Source organism: Caldinitratiruptor microaerophilus, assembly GCF_025999835.1.
Classification (GTDB): Bacteria; Bacillota; Sulfobacillia; order Symbiobacteriales; family ZC4RG38; genus Caldinitratiruptor; species Caldinitratiruptor microaerophilus.
The window spans coordinates 1,729,788-1,748,354 of sequence record NZ_AP025628.1 but is presented as its reverse complement, the minus strand read 5'-3'; the positions used below and the strand labels follow the sequence as shown (position 1 = coordinate 1,748,354).

The 18,567-nt window shown below is 74.0% G+C and carries 21 protein-coding genes; 17 read left to right on the top strand and 4 right to left on the bottom strand.

Going from position 1 to position 18,567, the window contains the following annotated elements:
- Positions 1-6: 6 nt before the first annotated feature.
- The 4 genes from rsgA (at position 7) to hslO (ending at position 3,005) form a co-directional block, all read left to right on the top strand.
- A complete protein-coding gene (rsgA, locus tag caldi_RS08530; protein WP_264844659.1) occupies positions 7-876 on the top strand; it encodes a ribosome small subunit-dependent GTPase A in 870 nt (289 codons plus the stop codon).
- Between the two features lie 54 nt (positions 877-930).
- Positions 931-1,611 carry a ribulose-phosphate 3-epimerase gene (rpe, locus tag caldi_RS08525; RefSeq protein WP_264844761.1) on the top strand — a complete coding sequence of 227 codons (681 nt, stop codon included), beginning with the start codon at positions 931-933 and terminating at the stop codon, positions 1,609-1,611.
- Between the two features lie 92 nt (positions 1,612-1,703).
- Positions 1,704-1,871, top strand: a complete 168-nt coding sequence (locus caldi_RS08520; protein ID WP_264844658.1) for a hypothetical protein — start codon at positions 1,704-1,706, stop codon at positions 1,869-1,871.
- 183 nt (positions 1,872-2,054) lie between these two features.
- Positions 2,055-3,005: an Hsp33 family molecular chaperone HslO gene (gene hslO, locus caldi_RS08515; RefSeq protein ID WP_264844657.1), complete on the top strand. Its 951-nt coding sequence runs from the start codon at positions 2,055-2,057 to the stop codon at positions 3,003-3,005.
- Here hslO and rpmB read toward each other — a convergent pair.
- Positions 3,002-3,193, bottom strand: a complete 192-nt coding sequence (rpmB, locus tag caldi_RS08510; protein ID WP_264844656.1) for a 50S ribosomal protein L28 — start codon at positions 3,191-3,193, stop codon at positions 3,002-3,004. The genes hslO and rpmB overlap by 4 nt on opposite strands.
- 190 nt (positions 3,194-3,383) lie before the next feature.
- On the opposite strand from rpmB, the gene caldi_RS08505 reads away from it, so the two are divergent.
- The 5 genes from caldi_RS08505 to caldi_RS08485 are packed head-to-tail and all read left to right on the top strand — an operon-like array spanning position 3,384 to position 9,316.
- On the top strand, positions 3,384-3,746 hold the full coding sequence (locus tag caldi_RS08505) for an Asp23/Gls24 family envelope stress response protein (RefSeq protein WP_264844655.1): 363 nt from the start codon (positions 3,384-3,386) through the stop codon (positions 3,744-3,746).
- A gap of 36 nt (positions 3,747-3,782) precedes the next feature.
- Positions 3,783-5,513, top strand: coding sequence for a DAK2 domain-containing protein (locus tag caldi_RS08500; RefSeq protein ID WP_264844654.1), 1,731 nt, complete (start codon positions 3,783-3,785; stop codon positions 5,511-5,513).
- A gap of 16 nt (positions 5,514-5,529) precedes the next feature.
- Entirely contained in the window at positions 5,530-7,614 is a 2,085-nt protein-coding gene (recG, locus tag caldi_RS08495) for an ATP-dependent DNA helicase RecG (protein WP_264844653.1), read from the top strand.
- Positions 7,615-7,625: 11 nt separating this feature from the next.
- A complete protein-coding gene (locus caldi_RS08490; protein ID WP_264844652.1) occupies positions 7,626-8,615 on the top strand; it encodes a biotin--[acetyl-CoA-carboxylase] ligase in 990 nt (329 codons plus the stop codon).
- 56 nt (positions 8,616-8,671) lie between these two features.
- Complete coding sequence (locus caldi_RS08485; protein WP_264844651.1) at positions 8,672-9,316, top strand: class II aldolase/adducin family protein; 645 nt, start codon at positions 8,672-8,674, stop codon at positions 9,314-9,316.
- Between the two features lie 23 nt (positions 9,317-9,339).
- On the opposite strand, the gene caldi_RS08480 is transcribed toward caldi_RS08485, so the two are convergent.
- From caldi_RS08480 to caldi_RS08470, 3 genes are read right to left on the bottom strand one after another with little or no spacing between them, the layout of a single operon-like run.
- Positions 9,340-9,585: a hypothetical protein gene (locus tag caldi_RS08480; RefSeq protein ID WP_264844650.1), complete on the bottom strand. Its 246-nt coding sequence runs from the start codon at positions 9,583-9,585 to the stop codon at positions 9,340-9,342.
- A gap of 16 nt (positions 9,586-9,601) precedes the next feature.
- Complete coding sequence (locus caldi_RS08475; RefSeq protein WP_264844649.1) at positions 9,602-9,844, bottom strand: spore germination protein; 243 nt, start codon at positions 9,842-9,844, stop codon at positions 9,602-9,604.
- A complete protein-coding gene (locus caldi_RS08470; RefSeq protein ID WP_264844648.1) occupies positions 9,841-10,365 on the bottom strand; it encodes a hypothetical protein in 525 nt (174 codons plus the stop codon). Before caldi_RS08470 ends, caldi_RS08475 begins: the two co-directional genes overlap by 4 nt.
- Positions 10,366-10,532: 167 nt before the next feature.
- Here caldi_RS08470 and caldi_RS08465 point away from each other — a divergent pair, with 167 nt between their 5' ends.
- The 8 genes from caldi_RS08465 (at position 10,533) to trpA (ending at position 18,233) form a co-directional block, all read left to right on the top strand.
- Entirely contained in the window at positions 10,533-11,093 is a 561-nt protein-coding gene (locus tag caldi_RS08465) for an Hsp20/alpha crystallin family protein (protein ID WP_264844647.1), read from the top strand.
- 456 nt (positions 11,094-11,549) lie between these two features.
- Positions 11,550-13,061 carry an anthranilate synthase component I gene (trpE, locus tag caldi_RS08460; protein ID WP_264844646.1) on the top strand — a complete coding sequence of 504 codons (1,512 nt, stop codon included), beginning with the start codon at positions 11,550-11,552 and terminating at the stop codon, positions 13,059-13,061.
- On the top strand, positions 13,058-13,657 hold the full coding sequence (locus tag caldi_RS08455) for an anthranilate synthase component II (RefSeq protein WP_264844645.1): 600 nt from the start codon (positions 13,058-13,060) through the stop codon (positions 13,655-13,657). The genes trpE and caldi_RS08455 overlap by 4 nt, the downstream gene beginning before the upstream one ends.
- A 47-nt stretch (positions 13,658-13,704) precedes the next feature.
- Positions 13,705-14,748: an anthranilate phosphoribosyltransferase gene (gene trpD, locus caldi_RS08450; protein ID WP_264844644.1), complete on the top strand. Its 1,044-nt coding sequence runs from the start codon at positions 13,705-13,707 to the stop codon at positions 14,746-14,748.
- Positions 14,749-14,760: 12 nt separating this feature from the next.
- Positions 14,761-15,615, top strand: a complete 855-nt coding sequence (trpC, locus tag caldi_RS08445) for an indole-3-glycerol phosphate synthase TrpC (RefSeq protein WP_264844643.1) — start codon at positions 14,761-14,763, stop codon at positions 15,613-15,615.
- The gene (locus caldi_RS08440; protein WP_264844642.1) at positions 15,560-16,195 is read left to right on the top strand and encodes a phosphoribosylanthranilate isomerase; all 636 of its coding nucleotides are present in this window, start codon (positions 15,560-15,562) and stop codon (positions 16,193-16,195) included. The genes trpC and caldi_RS08440 overlap by 56 nt, the downstream gene beginning before the upstream one ends.
- Positions 16,192-17,421, top strand: coding sequence for a tryptophan synthase subunit beta (trpB, locus tag caldi_RS08435; protein ID WP_264844641.1), 1,230 nt, complete (start codon positions 16,192-16,194; stop codon positions 17,419-17,421). The genes caldi_RS08440 and trpB overlap by 4 nt, the downstream gene beginning before the upstream one ends.
- Positions 17,418-18,233 (top strand): tryptophan synthase subunit alpha, encoded by an 816-nt coding sequence (gene trpA, locus caldi_RS08430; RefSeq protein WP_264844640.1) that lies wholly within the window; start codon positions 17,418-17,420, stop codon positions 18,231-18,233. The genes trpB and trpA overlap by 4 nt, the downstream gene beginning before the upstream one ends.
- Positions 18,234-18,567 lie beyond the last annotated feature (334 nt).

Genomic DNA, 18,567 nt, shown 5'->3' with positions numbered 1-18,567 from the left:
CGGTCCGTGCCGGTTGGGCAGGTGATCCGATCCCACAGCCACATCCACTACGTGCTGGTTGATGGCCGGGAGGTCGAGTGCAGGCCGCGGGGGAAACTGCGGCTGGAGGAGCGGCGCATCCTCGCCGGCGACCGGGTGGAGGTCACGCTGGCCCCGGACGGCGAGGGGCGGATCGACCGGGTGCTGCCCCGCGCCAGCGAGCTGCGCCGGCCGCCCGTGGCCAACGTCGACCTGTGCGCCGTGGTGTTCACCCTCCACGAGCCGGAGGCGGACTACCGCTTCCTGGACCGCGTGCTGGTCCACGTCGAGCACGCCGGCATCGAGGCGCTCCTGGTGCTGAACAAGACCGACCTGTGCACGCCGCAGGAGGTGGAGGGCTTCCGCCGGCTGTACGGGGAGACGGTGGGATATCCGGTGGTGCCGGTGAGCGCGCTCACCGGCGAGGGGATCCCCGACCTGGCCGCCCGCCTCGCCGGGCGTACCTCGGTCCTGGCCGGGCAGAGCGGGGCCGGAAAGTCGCTGCTCACGCGGGCGCTGGCCCCCGGGTACCAGGCCCGGGTGGGGACCCTGGCCCGCAAGCTGGGGCGCGGGCGCCACACGACGCGCCACGTCGAACTGATCCGCCTGCCGGCGGGGGGCCTCGTCGCCGACGCCCCCGGGTTCACCTACCTGGAGTTCGAGGGCGTCGAGGCCCGGGCGCTGGGCCACCTGTTCCCCGACTTCCACCGCGTGGGTCCCTGCCGGTTCGACGACTGCCTGCACCGGGCCGAGCCCGGCTGCGCGGTCAAGGCAGCGGTCGGCGAGCGGATCGCCCGGCACCGGTACGAACACTACCTGGCCTTCCTCGCGGAGATCGAAGCCCAGAAGCCCTGGTGAGCGCCGGACGCGGCGGCCTGCAGGGCAGGAAAGGAGGGGTGGGCGGTGCCGCCGATGGCGATCGAGCCGCAGCGGCTCAAGGTGGCGCCCTCGCTCCTGAGCAGCGACTTTGCCGACCTGGCCGGCGAGCTCCGGCGGATCGAGGCCGGAGGGGCCGACTGGGTCCACCTGGACGTGATGGACGGCCACTTCGTGCCGAACCTGACCTTCGGGCCGCCCGTGGTGGCGCGGATCCGGGAGCGCACCCGGCTGCCCCTGGACACGCACCTCATGATCGAGAACCCGGAGCGGTACATCGGCGACTTCGTCCGGGCCGGCTCGGACCTCATCACCGTGCACGCGGAGGCGTGCGTGCACCTGCACCGGGTGCTCACCCAGGTGCGGGAGGCGGGGGTGCGGGTCGGGGTCGCCCTGAACCCCCACACCCCCCTGAGCCTGATCGAGCACGTGATCGATCTGGTCGACCTGGTGCTGCTCATGACGGTCAACCCGGGCTTCGGGGGCCAGCGGTTCATCCCGCAGGTGCTGCCCAAGATCGCGGCCGCCCGGCGCCTGTTGGCCGACCGGGGCCTGGCCGGCCGGGTCGAGCTGGAGGTCGACGGCGGGGTGGCCCCCGACACCGCGCCGGCCTGCGTGGCGGCAGGGGCCACCGTCCTGGTGGCCGGCTCGGCCGTCTTCGGACAGCCGGACGCCGGCGAGGCCATCGCTGCGCTGCGGAGGGCCTCGGCGGGGTAGCCGGTCGCACCGTCCGCACAAACCCCCCGGGTCCGGCATACTGTGAACGTGACTGAACCGGGGGCCGTGCTGGCGCCAGGGAGGGGTGGGCCGTGCGCATCGGACGCCGCAGCCCGCAGCGGGCGGCCGCGGCCCTTGGCTACGGGCTCATGGTCCTGGGCGGACTCGTCCTGGTGCTGTCGGTCCCCGCCTACCTGTGGGCGGCGGCCCTGGGCGCCTTCCTGGCGTACCTGGGCTACACGGTGCAGCGCGGGCGGTAGCGGGGAAGGGGGCGATCGGCGTTGAGGATCACGGTCATCCGCCTGCCGAGGCCCCTCGGCAAGGTCCTGCTCGCGATCCTGTCGGTCTTCTCCCGGCGGAGCGGCTAGGGGGGCCACCGCCGCGGCCGGACGGACCGCCGGTGCGGACCTTGTCTCCGGCCGGCGGTTCGCTACAATGAGGCCATGTCCGACCTGCTGGTGCGCGCGATCGCGGGGGACGGCCTCATCCGGGTGCTTGCCGCCGAGGCCACGGGCCTGGTGTCGGAGGCGTGCCGGCGCCACGACACCTGGCCCGTCGCCAGCGCGGCACTCGGGCGCGCCCTGGTGGGGGCCGCGCTTCTGGGCGCGGGCCTGAAGGGGCGCGAGACCGTGACCCTCCGCATCCACGGGGACGGCCCGCTGGGGGCCATCCTCGCCGAGGCCGACGGAGAGGGCCACGTCCGGGGCTACGTGACCCACCCGCACGTGGACCTACCGCTGAAGGATGGCAAGCTCGACGTGGGTGCGGCGGTGGGCAGGACCGGGTTTCTCTACGTGACGAGGGACCTCGGCCTGAAGGAGATGTACACGGGGAGCGCGCCCCTGGTGAGCGGCGAGATCGCCGAGGACCTCACCCACTACCTGTGGACGTCCGAGCAGCAGCCGGCCGCCGTGGCCCTGGGCGTGCTCGTACACCCGGACGGCGCCATCGCGGCCGCCGGCGGCTACCTGATGCAGCTCCTGCCCACCGCGGCGGAGGAGGAGCGGCAGCGCCTGGAGGCCAACCTCCGGGAGCTGGGCGCGGTGAGCCGGGCGATCGCCGCGGGGCTCGGTCCCCACCAGATGCTCGAACGGCTCCTCGCGGGCTTTGCGTATCATGTGCTGGACGAGCAGGCCCTGGAGTTCCGCTGCCGGTGCAGCCGGGAGCGCGCGGCGGGGGTGCTGGCGAGCCTCGGCAGTGCGGAGCTCGAGGCGATGCTCCGCGAGGAGGGGCAGGCCGAGCTCCGGTGCGAGTTCTGCGGGACGGTGTACCGCTTCGGCCGGGACGAGCTGGCCGCGGTACTGGAGGAGACCCGGGGCGCCCGCGCGGAAAGCCGCCCCCGAGGGGCGGCTTCCGGCCCACCTGCAGGTTCGACCGATCCGGGCCCGGACTAGACGGCCCGCTGCACCTTCCCGGCCTTCAGGCAGGAGGTGCAGACGTAGAGCCGGACCTTCTTCCCGTCCACCACGGCGCGCACGCGCTGGATGTTCGGGGACCAGGTGCGGTTCGTGCGGATGTGCGAGTGGGAAATCTGCTTCCCCCGCCACCACTTCTTGCCGCACACCTCGCAAAGGCGAGCCACTTCCGTCCACCCCCTCGCTGCGAAGGTTCCGGGCGCACACGCCTCATCATATCACGCGGGGAGGGTGCGGGCAATCCCGCCCCGGGGCCGCGGGGCCGTGCGTGGTCCGCCGCGGGGCTGCTGTTCGTGCAGGAGTCTGCCAAAGGCGGCACGAACCACAGGTAAGGTCGGACCACGGGGAGGGGGGCCGGTGCCGAAGGAGGTCCGGACGGAACTCGGACGCATCACGCTCTCCGACGAGGTCATCGCCACCCTGGCCGGCGTTGCCACCACGGAGTGCTACGGCGTGGTGGGCATGGCCTCCACCCGGTTGCAGGACGGGATCGCGGAGATGCTCGGCCGGGAGAACCTGGCCCGGGGCGTCCGGGTGCACGGGGACGGGGACGAGGTCGACATCGACCTGTACGTTGTCATGGGGTACGGCGCCCGCATCTCCGAGATCGCCCGGAACATCACGGAGAAGGTGCGCTACGTGGTGGAGGGTGCGACCGGACTCAAGGTGCGGTCGGTCCGGATCAACGTCCAGGGGGTGCGGGTTCAGGGTCCCCCGTAGTTCCCCGGGTACGCATGAACGAAGGGACGGGTTGGTTTGTCCGCCACCGAGATTGACGGCCGCCTCCTGCGCGAGATGGTGGCGGCGGCCGCGCGTGTTCTCGAAGCGGAGAAGGACGCGGTCAACGCGCTGAACGTCTTCCCGGTACCGGACGGTGACACCGGCTCGAACATGGCCCTCACCCTGGAGGCCGCGCTGCGCGAGGTGGAGCGCGTGCAGGGCACCGAGGTGGGCCCGGTGGCCCGGGCACTGGCCCAGGGCTCGCTCATGGGGGCCCGGGGGAATTCCGGGGTGATCCTTTCGCAGCTGTTCCGCGGGTTCGCCCAGCGTTCGGGGTCGCTCCGCACCCTCGGACCCGCTGACCTGGCGCGAGCGCTCCAGGACGGCGTGGACACCGCCTACCGGGCGGTGATGAAGCCGGTCGAGGGCACCATGCTCACCGTGGCCCGGCAGGCCGCCCGGGCAGCCGGCACCGCCGCGCGGCAGGGGCGGGACGTCGGCGGCATCCTGGAGGCGGCTCTGGCCGAGGCCGAGGCCGCCCTCGCCCGGACGCCGGAGCAGCTCCCCATCCTGAAGAAGGCCGGGGTGGTCGATTCCGGGGGAAAGGGCTACACGTGCATCCTCCGCGGCTGGCTGGAGGCGGTGCGGGCGGTGGACACCGCCGCGACCGGTGCCCCCGCGGGCGCCGCCGCGGACGCGCTGCAGGATGCCGGGGCGGCGCGGGACCGGTCGCCGGCCACCCGGATCGCCTTCCGCCTCGACGAGGAGATCGCCCGGATCCCGTTCCCCTACGACACCGAGTTCTTCATCCGGGGGCACGGGATCCCGCTCGACGCGATCCGGGCCGGGCTCGAGCCCCTCGGGGACAGCGTGTACGTGGTGGGTTCCCCCGAACTCGCCAAGGTCCACATCCACACGGCCAACCCGGGCCCGGTGCTCGACTTCTGCATCCGTTACGGCGAGCTGATCCGGATCGAGATCCACAACATGCGGGAGCAGCACGAGGACCTGCGGGCCCGGGCGGCGGAGGCCGGTGGCCCGCCGGACCCCCCCGACCCGTCCGGGGCGGACCCGCAGGAGCCCGGCGCGAGCCCTGGGCAGGTCGCCGCGTCCACGGCGGTGGTGGCGGTGGCGAGCGGGGAGGGGATCGAGTCCGTCTTTCTCAGCCTGGGTGCCAGCCGGGTGGTGGCCGGCGGGCAGAGCATGAACCCCAGCACGGAGGACATCCTCGCGGCCATCCGGGAGACGGGTGTTCCTGTGGTGTTCGTCCTCCCCAACAACCGGAACGTCATCCTCGCCGCCCGGCAGGCGGCGGAGCTCGCCCCGGTGGAGGTGCACGTCATCCCCACCCGGTCGGTCCTGGAGGGGCTGGCGGCCATGGTCGCGTGGCACCCGGACGCCGGCGCCGACCGGCTCCTGCCGGCGATGCAGCGCGCCGCCGAAGAGGTGGAGTCCGGGGAGGTGACCTGGGCCGTCCGGGACACGGCGGTGGGCGACCTGACGATCCGGGCCGGCGACGTGCTGGGGCTCCACGGCGGCGACATCGTGGTGACCGGGCGGGACCCGGAGGAGGCGGTCAAGGCGGTCGTGGCCCGGATGGTCGCGAAGCGGGGCGGGGAGGTCATCACCCTCTTCTGGGGCGAGGGGACGGACGGGACCCGGGCGCAGGCGCTCGCCGCCGACCTGCGGGCGCTCTACCCGGACCACGAGGTGGAGGTCCACTTCGGCGGGCAGCCGCTGTACCCGTATCTCTTCGGCCTCGAGTGACCGGAGGGGGATCGGGGTGGAGTCGGTACTCGACCGGGACGTGCAGTACGTCAAGGGGGTGGGCCCGGCGCGGGCCCGCCTCCTGGCGCGCCTCGGCCTCACCACCCTCCGCCGGCTGGTCGAGCACGTTCCCCGCCGGTACCTGGACTACGCGAACTTCCAGAAGATCGGCAGCCTGCTCCCCGGCCGGCCTGCCACGGTGCTCGGGCGGGTGGTCTCGGTGTCCGACGTCCGGCCCCCGCGGCGCCCGTCGCTCGCCGTGGTGACCGCCGTCGTGAGCGACGGCACCGGCCACCTGCGGGCGCTGTGGTTCGGCCAGGGCTGGCTCGTGCGCGCGTTGACCCCCGGGGCCACGGTGGCCCTCTCGGGCCGGCCGGAGTGGGATCGGGGGGGTCTCGTCCTCAAGAACCCGGAGTGGGACGTCCTCGACGAGGAGGCGGACCTCCTCCACGCCGGCCGGATCGTCCCCGTCTACGGCCTGACCGAGGGCCTGCACCAGCGGGAGATGCGGCGGCTCATGCGGGAGGCCGTGTCCCTGGCGGCGCCGCACATGCCCGAGGTGCTGCCGGAGGAGGTGCGGGCCCGCCAGGGCCTTCTGCCCGCCCCGGAGGCGTGGCAGGAGGTGCACTGGCCCTCGTCCCAGGACCGGCTCGACAAGGCCCGGCGCACCGTCAAGTTCCAGGAGCTCTTCCTTCTGGAGGTCGGCCTCGGCCTGGTGCGAGCCCGGATCCGGAGCCCCCGCCAGGGGGTGCGGCACAAGCCCGACGGCGAGCTGACCCGGGCCCTGCGGGAGCGGCTCCCCTTCGCGCTCACCCGGGCCCAGGAGCGGGTGATCCGGGAGATCTCGGCCGACATGGAGTCCGACCGCCCGATGAACCGCCTCCTCCAGGGCGATGTGGGCGCCGGCAAGACGGTCGTGGCGGCCCTCGCCATGGTCAAGGCGGTGGAGAGCGGGCACCAGGCGGCACTCATGGCGCCGACGGAGATCCTCGCCGAGCAGCACTACCTGTCCCTGCGGCGCCTCCTGGCGCCCCTCGGCATCCAGGTCGCCCTGGTCTCCGGGAGGCAGGGCCGCCGGGAGCGGGCGGACACGCTGCGGGCGGTCGGACTGGGCTACGCGCGGGTCGTGGTGGGGACGCACGCCCTGCTGGAGGAGGGGGTGCGCTTCGCCGACCTGTCGCTGGTCGTGATCGACGAGCAGCACCGGTTCGGCGTCCGCCAGCGGGCTCGCCTGCACGAGAAGGGGCGGGAGGCCGGGCGCGATCCGGACGTGCTGGTGATGACCGCCACCCCCATCCCCCGCACGCTGGCCATGACGCTGTACGGCGATCTGGACGTCTCGGTCATCGACGAGAAGCCGCCGGGCCGCCAGGACGTCGTCACGGTGTGGCGGCGCCGCTCGGAGCGGGACCACGTCTACCGCACGCTGGTGGAGAAGTTCGCCCTGCGGGGTCAGCAGGGGTACGTGATTGCGCCGCTGGTGGAGGAGTCCGACCGCCTCGAGGCGCAGGCCGCAACCACGCTCCACGCCGAACTGGTGGAGCGGTACGGGGGGACCGGCGTGCGATTCGGCCTGCTGCACGGCCGCATGCGGCCGGAGGAGAAGGAGGCCACGATGGAGGCGTTCCGCACGGGGGCGGTGCAGGTGCTGGTGGCGACCACCGTCGTCGAGGTGGGGGTCGACGTGCCGAACGCCTCCGTGATCGTCATCGAGGAGGCGGACCGCTTCGGGCTGGCGCAGCTCCACCAGCTGCGGGGGCGGGTGGGGCGCGCCGGCCAGAAGGCGTACTGCGTCCTGCTGGCCGACCCGCGCACCCCGGAGGCGGAGGAGCGGCTGCGGATCCTCGAGCGCACCCATTCCGGGTTCGTCCTGGCGGAGGAGGACCTGCGCATCCGGGGACCGGGCGAGTTCACCGGCACGCAGCAGAGCGGCTGGGGCCTGCAGTTCGCCGACCTCCTGGCCGACCGGGAGCTCCTCGAGGCCGCCCGGGCGGAGGCCGAGCGCCTCCTGGCCCGGTCCGACGCCGCCCTGGCCGGGCCGATCCTGCGGGCGGTGGAGGAGCGCTGGGGCGAGACCCTCGGTCTCGCCCGGGTCGGGTAGGGGGTGGGGGCGTGCGTGCCCGGATCCTGGAGATCCTGCGCGAGAACCGGGGGCGGCCGGTCTCCGGCGAGGAGCTGGCGAGGGCCCTCGGCCTCAGCCGCACCTCGGTGTGGAAGCACGTGACGGCGTTGCGCCGGGCCGGCTATCCGATCGAAGGGAGCCCCCGGCGGGGGTACGTCCTCGAGTCGGTGCCCGACCTGCTGACGGCGGAGGAGATCCGGAGCGGTCTGGCGACCGAGGTGCTGGGCCGGCAGGTCGAGGTGCGGCAGTCGGTGTCCTCCACGAACGACCTGGCGAAGGAACGGGCCCGCCGCGGCGCCCCCGAGGGGCTCGTCGTGGTGGCCGAGGAGCAGACGGCCGGGCGGGGCCGGCTCGGGCGCGCCTGGGCCTCCCCGCCCGGGGTGGGCCTGTGGATGTCCGTGCTCCTGCGCCCGCCCCTGCCGGCGCCCGAGGTGGCGCGGCTCACCCTGGCGGCCGCGGTGGCCGTGGCCGAGGCCGTCCGGGCCGTCTCGGACGTGCCGTGCGGGATCAAGTGGCCGAACGACGTGGTGGCCGGGGGCCGCAAGCTCTGCGGCATCCTCACGGAGATCGAGGCAGACTGGGAACGGGTGCACTTCGTCGTCGTGGGCATCGGGGTGAACGTGAACACGCCGGCGGCGGCGTTCCCGCCCGAGATCCGGGAGAGCGCCACGTCCATCCGGATCGAGCAGGGCCGGCCCGCCCCCCGCGCCGCCCTGGCCCGCGCGATCCTCGCCGGGCTCGAACACGCGTACCGGGAGACCCTTGCCGGGCGGTTCGACGGGGTGCTGGCGCGCTGGCGGGCCCTGTCCGTGACCCTCGGCCGGCCGGTGCGGATCCTTCCCGTGGCCGAGGGCCAGCCGGCGCTCGCGGGGGTGGCCGAGGACGTCGACGGGGACGGCGCCCTGCTCCTCCGCCTGCCGGACGGCCGGCTCCACCGGGTCCTGGCCGGCGAGGTCAGCCTGCGGCCGGCGGACACGTGAGGACCGGGCTGTGGCCCGCACGGACCGCACGCCACGCCCATCGGGAGTGAGGCCCTGTGCAGCTCTCTTCCCTCCGCACCGAGGTGCTCCGCATGGCCCGCCGCGCCCACGCCGCCGGGCTCATGAAAGGGGCCAACGGGAACTTCAGCGCCCGGGACCCGGGAAGCGGCCTCATCGTCATCACGCCCTCGGGCATGCCGTACGACGTCATGACCGAGGCGGACCTCGTGGTGATCCGTCCCGACGGCACGGTGGCGGAGGGCGATCGCCGGCCGTCGAGCGAGACGCCGATGCACACCCACCTCTACCGTACCCTGCCGGACGTGCACGCGGTGGCGCACACCCACTCCCCCTACGCCACCGCCCTGGCGCTGCTCGGGCGCCCCATCCCTCCCGTCCTTCCGGAGATGATCAAGCTGGGCGAGGAGGTGCCGGTCGCGCCCTTCGCCCTTCCCGGCACGCCGGAGCTGGGCGAGCGGGTGGCCGAGACGCTCCGGCGCACCGGCGCCCGCGCCGCCCTCCTCCAGGCCCACGGGGCTCTTGCCGTCGGGCGCGATCCGGAGGAGGCCATCCTGCGGGCCCTCGACCTGGAGGAGGTGGCCATGGTCTACGTGCTGGCCCTGCAGATCGGCGACCCGCCCAACCTGCCGTCGGATACGTTCCAACGCTTGCGGGAGGTGTACGGCCTGTCCGGGCGGTGAGCCCGCGGGCACCGTGCGGCGCCTCAGAACCCCACGTTGGTGTAGGGCCGCCAGGTGGGCTGCCAGGCCGAGGTGTCGGCCAGGTCCTGGTCCGCGCTGGCGGTGAGCGGCGCGTAGATGTACTGGAAGTCCCCGAAGGAATCGCCGGCACCCTCGTTGCGCTTCAGGTTGTTGACGGGGGACGGAGTGACGAACTGGCCCAGGTTTACACTGCCGCTCGTCGGCGTTCCGTTGGTCTTGAAGAACCAGATGTTGAACAAGGCGGGCAACGCCGTGTTCCCCCTTTCAGAAGCCCAGCCAGCGAACTGGCATGTTGCTCGGCTGCCAGGCCAGCGTGTCGTTGTGATCGGGGTCGAGCGTGACGCTCCGGAACCCGAGGGTGTGGTTGTCGCCGAACGAGTCGCCCGCCCCGGCGTTGCGCTTGTTGTTGTTCGTCGGGGACGAGACGACGATCTCCCCCAGGTTCACTGCCGCGCCCGTCGCCACCGACTGGATCTTGAGCACGAAGATGACGAAGATCGGGGTCATCGCCCCACCCCCTTGCCGCCGGAAGGGGTCCGCGGCGGAGGCGCGGGGTGGGGACGCCGGGGGTCCGCGCTGCCGGCGGCGGGTGAGCGCCCTGCGGGGCCCGGGGGCCGCCGGCCGGCGCCCGCGGCGGCGTCACCCCCCACCCGGACGGCGTAGCTGTAGCCGAGGTTCAGGGAGCCGCTCACCTCGGAGACGTACACCGCTCCCACCACGTACTCGAGCCGGCCGATGGCCACCTTGTCGACGTAGACGGGGCGGTCACCCGCAAGCCCGATGATGAGCCGCTCCAGACCCTCGCACGTCGCCCGCAGGCGGTGCACCTCTTCCATGAGGTGTCCCAGGTCGGCCCGCAGGTGCCCGGCCTCGGTCACGGCGGAGCAGGCGGCGTCCAGCCGGCGCCGCAGCGCCGCCAGCTCGGCCAGGGTGCGGTGCTCCTGACGCCGTCCGCAGGCCCAGGGTCCGCCCCGCACGAACCGGACGATCGCTTCCATCACGCTCCGGAGGCTGCCCGCGGTCGCCACCCCCCACGGCCTGCCCACTTGCGCCTGCCACGGGATCCGGACTGCCGCATCGTATGAGCGGCGCGTCGCCGCCATGCAGCAGCCCGTCCGCGCCGGGCGGGGACGGAATCCCTCCAGAACCTGCATACTCATGGGTAGGCTCGCGGACCGGTCCGGAGGTGGACCCCGTGAACCCCCTGCGGGATGCCATCGAAAAATTGCGCAAGGTCGAGGAACTGTTCGGGCCGGACTTTTGGAGCAGCATGATGAACGGCTCCGGACCGCTGGACGAGGGTTTCTGGAAACAGATGCAGCAGCTGGCCGGACTCTTCCCCCCCGGCCAGAACGTTTTTCCAGCACCGCCGGCCGGAGGAGGGGGCGCCCCGATGCAGGCGCAGGCGGAGCGCCCGGTCGCCGCCGGTCCGCCCGTCGACCTCTTCCTCACCCCCCGGAACGTCATCGTCTGCATCTCGCTGCCCGGGCTCCGGGACCCGGGCGACCTGCGGGCGAGCCTCGTCGGCGACTCCCGCCTGCGCGTCGAGGGCACCATCCCGCCGCACCCGCTGGCCAGCCAGCCCGAAGCGGTGGTGCAGCAGGAGCGGGCGACCGGCCGGTTCTCCCGGGTGATCGACTTGCCCGTGCCGGTGAAGGACACGGGGGTGGGCAGCACATACCAGAACGGGGTTCTGGAGCTGGTGTTCGAACGCGCCCGGGCGGAGGAGGCGAAACCGCTGCACATCCGGTTCTGAGCGGAAGGCCGGCTGGGCTCTTGACACCCCGGCCCCCAGGTGGTACCGTCATAGCCAAACGACACCGCCGCCAGAGGCGATGAGTGGGAAGAGTACCCAGGCGGGGCCGCTGCAGCGAGCCGGCGGGCACCGGCGGAAGCCGGTGCCGGGGTGCGAGGTCCGGTGCGGAACCGCCTGGCGAATGGGCCCACGAGCCGCTGACCGAACGCCGCCCGTGTCAGGGTGGGCGTGCAAGTAGGCTCAGCCGGGGACTTCCGCCGTTACCGGGTAGAGGGTATACGCCGCCATGCGGCCGTACCTGCGAAGGAGTGGGGCCCGGCTCTTGCCGGAGCCCAAGCGGGGTGGCACCGCGGAGACGTCGACAGGCGCTCCGTCCCGGAATCGGGACGGAGCGCCTTTTTGCGTACACCTGCCCCCGCCCGTCGCCACACCGTCCCCCTCGAGGAGGTCCCGTCCATGCTGACCCGCACCGTACCGGCGCCGTTCCTGGAAGCGGCCTCGCGCTTCCGCACCGTGCCGGTCTACCAGGAGCTGATCGCCGACCTGGAGACGCCGATTTCCCTCTTCCTCAAGCTCTTCGCGCAGGACCGCGACGCGTTCCTGCTCGAGAGCGCCGACGGCGGCGACCGGGTCGGCCGTTACTCCATGCTGGGCGGCCGCCCGCTGGCCCGGCTGGTCCACCGGGAGGGGCGGACGGTCCGGAGCGGGCCGGAGGGCGAGGCCGTACGGACCGGCGATCCGCTCCGGCACCTGCGGGAACTGCTGGCCGGGCTGGACGCCGCCCCACCCGTGCCTCTCGCCGGCCCCCCGGCCACCGGTCTGCCGCCCTTCCTCGGCGGCGCCGTCGGGTATCTGGGTTACGACGTGGTTCGCCACTTCGAGCGCCTTCCCGGCGCCCCCCCGGACGTCCTGGGCGCGCCGGACGCCGTCTTCCTCGTGCCCGAGCTGGTCGCGGTCTTCGACCACCTGACCCACCGCCTGTACCTGGTGGCGCTGGCCGTCCCGGGCGGCGACCCGGAGGGGGCGTACGCCCGGGCCCTCGACGTCCTGGGCGAGGCCCGGGCCCGGCTGGCGGCCCCGGTGGCCCCGGCGCCCCCCGTGGCCCCGGCGACCCGGGCAGGCGCGGCGGCCGGCGGCCTCCACGCCCACTTCCCCCGGGAGCGATTCCTGGCGGCGGTAAGGCGCATCCAGGAGTACATCGCGGCGGGAGACGCCTTCCAGGTCGTCCTGTCGCAGCGGCTCACGGCCCCCACCCGGGCCAACCCCCTCGACATCTACCGGATGCTGAGGACGGTGAATCCCTCGCCCTACCTCTTCTACTTCCGCACGGGGGACCTGCACCTGGTGGGGTCGTCGCCCGAGCGCCTCGTGAAGGTCCAGGACGGGGTGGTGGAGGTCCGGCCCATCGCCGGGACCGAGCCGCGGGGGCGGGACGAGGCCGAGGACCGGGCGAACGAGGAGCGCCTGCTGGCCAGCGAGAAGGAGCGGGCCGAGCACATCATGCTCGTCGACCTCGGCCGCAACGACGTGGGGCGGGTCGCCGAGTTCGGCACCGTGCGGGTGCCCGAGCTCATGCGGGTGGAGCGGTACTCCCACGTCATGCACCTGGTCTCCTCCGTGACCGGCCGCCTCGCCCCCGGCCGCGACGCGCTCGACGCCCTGGCGGCCTGCTTCCCGGCGGGCACCCTGACCGGCGCCCCCAAGGTGCGGGCCATGGAGATCATCGACGAGCTCGAGCCCGTCCGCCGGGGCCCTTACGGCGGCGCGGTGGGGTACGTGGACCTGCGCGGGAACCTGGACACCTGCATCACGATCCGCACCCTGATCCTGCAGGACGCGGTCGCCCACATCCAGGCCGGGGCCGGCGTGGTTGCCGACTCGGACCCGCAGCGGGAGTACGAGGAGACGCTCCACAAGGCCCGGCACCTCATCCGCACGCTCGAGCTGGCAGAGGGGGGAAGGCCGTGATCCTGGTGATCGACAACTACGACTCGTTCACGTACAACCTCGTCCAGTACCTGGGCGAGCTGGGCGCCCGGATGGAGGTCTACCGCAACGACCGCATCACCGTGCCGGAGATCCGGGCCCTGGCCCCGGAGGGCATCGTGCTCTCGCCCGGCCCCTGCACGCCCGACGAGGCCGGGGTGACGCTGGACGTGGTGCGGGAGCTGGGCGCCACCACGCCCATCCTGGGCGTGTGCCTCGGGCACCAGGCGATCGGCCAGGCGTACGGCGGGCGGGTGGTGCGGGCGCCATACCTGATGCACGGCAAGACCTCGCCGATCCACCACCGGGGCGATCCGCTCTTCGCCGGCCTGCCGTCGCCGTTCACGGCGACCCGCTACCACTCGCTCATCGTCGATCGGGACTCCCTGCCCGGTAGCCTGGAGGTCACCGCCGAGACCGCCGACGGGCTGATCATGGGCCTCCGGCACCGGGAGCACCCGGTGTGGGGCGTCCAGTTCCATCCGGAGTCGATCCTGACCGAAGGCGGTCACCGGCTCCTCCGGAACTTCCTCGACCTGGCGGCCCGCCACCGGCGGGCGGCGGCGCCGGTCACCTGACGGCGAGGGCGGCGAGCGAACCGAACGCGTACAGAGGAGGTATCCCGATGGCCCAGGAACTGCGCACCCTCATCGCCCGGGTGGCGGAGGGGCAGAACCTGACGGAGGAAGAGGCGAGCCAGGCCATGGAGGCCCTGATGGCCGGCGAGGCCACGCCGGCCCAGATGGCGGCGCTCCTGGTGGCGCTGCGCCTGAAGGGGGAAACCGTCGAGGAGATCACCGGCTGCGCCCGGGTGATGCGGGCCCGGGCGATCCCGGTCCCGCACCGGCAGCCCTTCGTGGTCGACACCTGCGGCACCGGCGGCGACGGCGCCGGCACGTTCAACATCTCCACCACGGCGGCCTTCGTGGTCGCCGGGGCGGGGGTGCCGGTCGCCAAGCACGGCAACCGGGCGGCCTCCAGCCAGGCCGGCAGCGCCGACGTCCTGGAGGCGCTGGGGGTCCGGATCGACCTGTCGCCGGAGGAGGTGGGCCGCTGCATCGACGAGGTGGGGATCGGGTTCCTCTTCGCCCCGGCCCTGCACACGGCGATGCGGCACGTGGCCCCGGTGCGGCGGGAGATCGGCCTGCGGACCATCTTCAACTTCCTCGGCCCCCTCACCAACCCTGCCGGCGCCCAGGCGCAGCTCGTCGGGGTGTTCCGCCCCGACCTCACCGAGCCCCTCGCCAGGGTGCTGGGGAACCTCGGGGTGCGCCGGGCGCTGGTCGTGCACGGTCTGGAGGGGATCGACGAGGTGTCCGTGAGCGGGCCGACCCGGGTGAGCGACTACCAGGACGGCGCCGTCCGCACCTACGAGATCGTGCCGGAGGACGCCGGGCTGCGGCGCGCCCCGCCCGAGTCCATCCGGGGCGGCACCCCTGCCGAGAACGCACGGATCGCCGAGGCCGTCCTGCAGGGACGGCCGGGCCCGCAGCGGGACGTGGTGCTCCTGAACGCCGGCATGGCGCTGGTCGCCGCCGGCCGGGCCACGACGCCGGCCGAGGGCGTGCGGCTGGCGGCGGAGGCCGTCGACTCCGGCCGGGCCCTGGCGGTGCTGGAAGGGCTCCGGCGCCTGACCTGCGCGCTCGCCGCCGAGCGGCAGCCGGCCTGAGGAGGGCGGGCGATGATCCTCGACCGCATCCTGGCCGCCAAGGCCGAGGAGGTGGCGGCCGCCCGGGCCCGCCGGCCGCTGTCCGCGGTGGAGGAGGCCGCCCGCGCCGCCCCGCCGCCGCGGGACTTCGCCGGTGCGCTCCGGCCCCGTGCGTCGCTCCCCGTGGCCGTCATCGCCGAGGTGAAGAAGGCGAGCCCGTCCCGGGGGGTGCTGCGGGCGGACTTCGACCCCGTGGCGATCGCCCGGGGGTACCAGGCCGGCGGCGCCGCCGCCGTCTCCGTCCTGACGGACGGACCCTTCTTCCAGGGGAGCCTGGACCACCTGCGGGCCGTGCGGCAGGCCGTGGGGGTGCCGCTCCTGCGCAAGGACTTCCTCCTCGAGCCCTACCAGGTGTACGAGGCCCGGGCGGCCGGGGCCGACGCGGTGCTCCTCATCGTGGCCGCCCGGCCGGACGCCGGCTGGCTGCGGGAGATGCAGGCGGTGGCCGCCGGGCTGGGCATGGCCGCCCTGGTGGAGGTGCACACGGCGGCCGAGCTGGAGCTGGCCCTGGCGGCGGGGGCCCGGGTGGTGGGGATCAACAACCGGGACCTCCGGACCTTCGAGACCCGGCTGGAGGTCACCCTGAACCTGGCGCCGGCCGTGCCGCCGGACGTCACCCTGGTGAGCGAGAGCGGCATCCGGGGTCCGGCGGACTGCCGCCGGCTGGCGGAGGCCGGCGTGCACGCGGTCCTGGTGGGCGAGCACCTCGTGCGCGAGCCCGACCCCGGCGCGGCGCTGCGGAGCTGGCTGGCGGGAGAGGGGGAGGCCGGCGGTGTGGGTGAAGATCTGCGGGATCCGCACGCCGGAAGCCGCGCGGGCGGCCGCTGAGGCGGGAGCGGACGCCGTCGGCTTCGTGTTCGCCCCGAGCCGCCGCCAGGTCGCCCCGGAGGAGGCCCGGCGCCTGGGCGGGCATCTGCCGCCCGGCGTCGCCCGGGTCGGGGTGTTCGTGGACCTGCCGGTGGCGCAAGTCGTGGCGGTCGCCCGCGCCGCCGGGCTCACCCACGTGCAGCTGCACGGGGACGAGCCGCCCGAGGTCCTGGAGGCGCTGCCCCTGCCGGTGATCAAGGGGGTGCGGCTCGCCGGTCGGGACGACCTGTCCCGCCTGCTCGAGTACACCCGTGCCTGGGGAATCCTCGTCGAGCCGCGGGTCAGCGGTCAGGCCGGCGGCACGGGGGTGGCGCTCGACCGGGTGCTCGGCCGGGAGGCCCGAGACCTCCTCCGCCGGCACGGGTACACAGGGAAGTTCATCCTGGCCGGGGGGCTCGACCCGGACACGGTGGCGGAGGCGGTGCGGGCCGTGGGTCCGGACGGGGTCGACGTCTCCAGCGGCGTCGAGACCGGCGGGCAGAAGGACCCGGACAAGATCAGGGCGTTCGTCCGGAGCGCCCGGGAGGGAACTCGACCGTGACAGGGCTCAGAGAGCTCACCGAGCCCGACGCGCAGGGCCGCTTCGGCCCTTACGGCGGGCGCTACGTGCCGGAGACCGTGATGCCGGCCCTCCTGGAGCTGGAGGCGGCGTACCGGGAAGCCCGCAGCGACCCGGCCTTCTGGTCGGAGCTGGATTACTACTACCGCCAGTACGCGGGCCGGCCCACGCCCCTCTACTTCGCCGAGCGCCTCACCCGGGAGCTGGGCGGGGCCCGCATCTACCTCAAGCGCGAGGACCTGAACCACACCGGGGCCCACAAGATCAACAACTGCCTCGGCCAGGCCCTGCTGGCGCGGCGGATGGGCAAGCGGCGCATCATCGCCGAGACCGGAGCCGGCCAGCACGGGGTGGCGGCCGCCACCGTGGCCGCGCGCTTCGGGATGAAGTGCACGGTCTACATGGGGGCCGAGGACGTCCGCCGCCAGGAGCCCAACGTCTTCCGCATGCGCCTCCTGGGGGCGGAGGTGGTGCCCGTGACCACCGGCAGCGCCACGCTGAAGGATGCGACCAGCGAGGCCCTGCGCGCCTGGGTCACGAACGTGGAGGACACCTATTATGTCATAGGGTCGGTCGTCGGTCCCCACCCCTACCCGGCGATGGTGCGGGACTTCCAGGCCGTGATCGGCAGGGAGACGATCGAGCAGATCCGGGCCGCCGAGGGGCGCCTGCCCGACGTGGCCATCGCCTGCGTGGGCGGTGGCTCCAACGCCATGGGTCTGTTCCACCCGCTCTCCGCCTACCCGGAGGTGCGGCTGGTCGGGGTGGAGGCCGCCGGCCGGGGGCTCGGGACGGGCCACCACGCCGCCTCCCTGGGTGCGGGGGAGCCCGGCGTGCTGCACGGGGCGCTCTCGTACCTCCTTCAGGACGAGCACGGCCAGGTCCGGGAGGCGTACTCCGTCTCGGCGGGGCTCGACTACCCCGGGGTCGGCCCGGAGCACGCGTGGTTCCGGGACACGGGGCGGGCCGAGTACGTGGCCGTCACGGACGACGAGGCGCTGGCGGCCTTCCAGCTGCTGGCCCGCACGGAGGGGATCATCCCGGCGCTGGAGTCGAGCCACGCCGTGGCGTATGCGGCGAGGATCGCCCCGCAGCTGCCGCCGGATGCCATCGTGGTCGTCAACCTGTCCGGCCGCGGGGACAAGGACATCTACCACGTGATGCGCCTGCTCGGGCAGGCCGGCCGAGAGGGGGAGGCGGCGCGATGACGGCGGCGCCCGAGAACCGGATCGGGCGGCGGCTGGGCCAGCTGCGCCGGGAAGGCCGCAAGGCCCTGATCGTGTACCTGATGGCGGGCGACCCGGACCCGGAGGCCTCGCTGGACCTCGTCGAGACCGTGGCTGGGGCGGGGGCCGACGTGATCGAGCTCGGCGTCCCCTTCTCCGACCCCCTCGCCGACGGCCCGGTGATCCAGGCGGCAGGGCAGCGTGCCCTGCGGGCGGGGATGACGCCCGCGGGGGTGCTGGACCTGGTGCGCCGGCTGCGGGCCCGCGGGGTGGAGGTGCCGATCGCCCTCATGACCTACACGAACCCGGTGCTGCGCCAGGGCTACGCCGCGTTCGCCCGGGCGGCCGCGGAGGCGGGGGTCGACGGGGTGATCGTTCCCGACCTGCCCCACGAGGAGGCCGGGCCCCTGCGCGGCCACCTCCGCGAGGCCGGGGTCGACCTCATCCCGCTGGTCGCCCCCACCACGCCCGCCGAGCGGGTGGCAGCCATCGTCCGGGAGGCGAGCGGCTTCGTCTACTGCGTGTCCCTCCTCGGGGTCACGGGGGCCCGGGAATCGCTCTCCGACCGCTTCGCGCCGCTGGTCGAGCGGACCCGGCGCTACACGGACCTGCCGGTGGCGGTCGGGTTCGGCATCCGCGACGCGGAGCAGGCCCGGGCGGTCGCCGAGGTGGCCGACGCCGTGATCGTGGGCAGCGCGGTGGTCCGCCTGTGCGGGGAGACGGCAGACCCGGCCCTTCGGCTCCGGCGGGTGGGCGAGTTCGTGCGGGGGCTCCGGGAGGCGCTGGGTGCCTGACCGGGTCCCGGGGCCGGGCAGGTGCTCCACCTGCAAGAGTGAAAGATTCCGACGTCCAGGGGAAGAGCGGAAGGCGGCCGGCCGGGGCTTGACCCCCCGGAAGCCGGGTGCTATACTCCTGTCAACACCGCGACGCGAAAGCGATGACCGGGAGAAGTAAGCGGGTGCGCCGGAGCCCCAGAGAGCCGCTGGTCGGTGCGAAGCGGCGCACGGACCCCGCCGAATACACCCGGGAGCGCAGGGCGAACGGCCAGCAGCCCAGTAGCCGCTGACGGCACCTCCGCCGTTACCCGGAGGGGAGCATGGTGGTGCTCCGGCAGAGGGGGCCCGGATC